The organism is Salegentibacter tibetensis, from assembly GCF_020164485.1.
GTDB lineage: Bacteria > Bacteroidota > Bacteroidia > Flavobacteriales > Flavobacteriaceae > Salegentibacter > Salegentibacter tibetensis.
In genome coordinates this window covers 1-2,530 of record NZ_JAIQZA010000073.1, presented here as the reverse complement: position 1 = coordinate 2,530, position 2,530 = coordinate 1, and the positions used below count along the sequence as shown (strand labels likewise).

The following is a 2,530-nucleotide window of genomic DNA, read 5'->3' as shown; positions in this document are numbered from 1 at the left end:
ATAGATCACCATTAAAATTGGGCCTATAGCACACTGTAAATAGTGAAAACCGGTCATAGAGCAGTAAGCCCTACGGGAGAGTTTTGGCCCTAATTGATTAAAAATAAAATAAAACACATATGAAAACACAGTTTCCTCTTTTGTTTCTTTTTCTAGCTTTTGTGAGTGATGTAAAGGCAAACTTTTTACGTAGCGTCCTTCTCTTGGGGTAAAAGATAATTGCACCTGCTCTGCCTTTTCCCCGGTTGCGTTAATGATACCAAAGGAATGTTCGTAATCTTCTGCAGGGTCAAAGTCTGCTGTTCTTTTAAATTTTATCCGACTTATTTCCAGGCCTTCTATTCTATCCAGCCCAAAACTTTTATAGATATCATCCTTTACATCTTTGCCAAGTACATACCAACGGTTACGAGCTTCTTTAATAGCCGCAGGCTGAATTGTCCGCATAGTAGTAGTATCATCATAAAATTTGTGATAGGTAAAAGATACCTCGAAACCATTTTTTATCGCGTGAAGTAGCCCGTGCATATGTTCAGTCCCCAAAGCTTTCCTGTTTTCAAAAATCAGATTTTTCCCGTAGCTGTTTCCAATTTTTATCGCATTGTAAAGATCAAAAGTTTCCATTAGCCTTTCCGAATGGGATTCCCGCCCATCTTCAATAATTCGATATACCTTTTGAGATTTATCATAGGCTATTTTTATTTCGTAAAGCCTATCTATTTTTTTAACGTCTCTCTGAAAAGTTCTCAGGGAACAATATAAATCACAGGAAGCTATTTCTCCCTGCAGCTCCAAATAATCCTGAATTTCCTCAAAAGTACAGGGTTTCCGGGTAAGTTTATTCACAATTGCTCGCTGTCTAAGAATACTTTCTTGTCTGGACATACCGGGGTTCTTTTTGGTTATAGCATAAAAGTATTAAACTACAGCGACATCAATTGTCGTTATGTTTAAATCTTTTGTATTAATCACTATTTTATTACAAAGGAATATATAAACCACTCACCACTTTTCCCTCCACTTCGCAAAAGCTTCGTTTCAGTCAAAGAGGTTCATTACAAATTGTCTTATGCACGAGCCAAAAAGCTTTTAGGCTCAAGTCCGCCTGACAGAACTTAATTTCAATAGTTTTTGTATCGGAAGAAATTTTTAAGTACACACTTTCGCTATCAACTACATCATAGTTATTATCTAATGTAAACTCTCTATATGATTTCCCGAAAACTCCTTTTTACTTACAGGTAATCTGGTTTGAAATAGCCAGAAAAATAGAAATTTCCGGTTTTAAGATGTGAAAATTGTGATTGACCAAAACTAGTTACTTGTGACCAGAAAAAGGGTAAAACACGATTTAAATATTATCTTAGTATCTTAATTATTTAAATTATGATCTTACGACTTATCCTAATTGCGAGCTTATTCTTTTTGACCTCCTCTTATTCCCAATCTGAAGTTTATGAACTAAGGGTATATGACATGAAGTTTGCCACCTCAGAAGACTTGCTTCATGATTATTTTAAAAACGCTCTTATCCCGACATTGAATCGCCAGGAAGTATCCAATGTGGGAGCTTTTGAAGAAAGTGGAGAAACTTTACCTAAAAAAGTCTATCTCTTAATTCCGTATAAAAATATGCAACAATATCTGGACGTTTCCGATGGGCTTGAAGATGACGATCAATTGAAATCAGCAGCGGAAACTTACCGGAACACCACACCCGATAAGATCCCATTTGAAAGGTATGAAACCAGGTTTATAAGATCTATCTGGGGTTTCCCAGATCTCGTGAAGCCCGCCGATGATTTGGATCAATTTGAATTGAGAATCTACGAAAGTTATAATGAAGATGCATTGCGACGTAAATTAAAAATGTTCAATGAAGATGAATTTGACATTTTTGCGGATGCAGGGCTGCGTACAGTTTTCTTCGGAAAAAATATCTCTGGAGATCAGATGCCTTCATTAACCTATTTGCTGGCCTTTAAGGATAAAGAGAAGCATCAGGAGGCCTGGTCAAATTTTGGTGAGCATCCAGACTGGCAGCGGATTTCAAACCTGGAGGAATATGCCAATACGGTTTCTGACATCACCAGGGTATTTTTAAAATCCCTGCCGTATTCTCAGTTGTAGTGACCTTATTCCCGATTTTCTAACCTAACAAAATCAAGAACCTCGGGGAATTAAACCCTCAATGAGGGATTAAAATACCTGGGTTGAGCAAGCTTATTTTCTCGCTCCTGCATTTCCATGGAATTACACTAAAATACTCATTTTGAATTACTGATTTTTATTTTTTTTATATCAGTCAGATGAAGATGAGTAAGGCATTATTTCAGGAGAATAAAATAATCCATGTACTCATGCATGGATTTTAGTACTTATCAAGGTAAATAATGATTATGAATCACTAGTGTCCGGTTATAAATTAAACATTTTCAGTTGGTTATAATCGTCATTAATATTCTTTCTGTATTCTTTATTGTTAAGTAGTTGATTTATAGTTACTTTCTCAAAGAGGCTAATACTCAAA

At 35.8% G+C, this 2,530-nt stretch carries 2 protein-coding genes; one reads left to right on the top strand and one right to left on the bottom strand.

The window, feature by feature from the left end; translation table 11 throughout:
* Positions 1-885: helix-turn-helix transcriptional regulator (locus LB467_RS18465; protein WP_224475629.1), on the bottom strand; the 885-nt coding region annotated here is incomplete at its 3' end.
* A gap of 501 nt (positions 886-1,386) precedes the next feature.
* Here LB467_RS18465 and LB467_RS18460 point away from each other — a divergent pair.
* Positions 1,387-2,130: an NIPSNAP family protein gene (locus LB467_RS18460; RefSeq protein ID WP_224475628.1), complete on the top strand. Its 744-nt coding sequence runs from the start codon at positions 1,387-1,389 to the stop codon at positions 2,128-2,130.
* Positions 2,131-2,530 lie beyond the last annotated feature (400 nt).

Excerpts from the sequence above, each read along its gene's own strand:
- LB467_RS18460 (WP_224475628.1), top strand. The coding sequence starts at position 1,387 with ATGATCTTACGACTTATCCTAATTGCGAGCTTATTCTTTTTGACCTCC.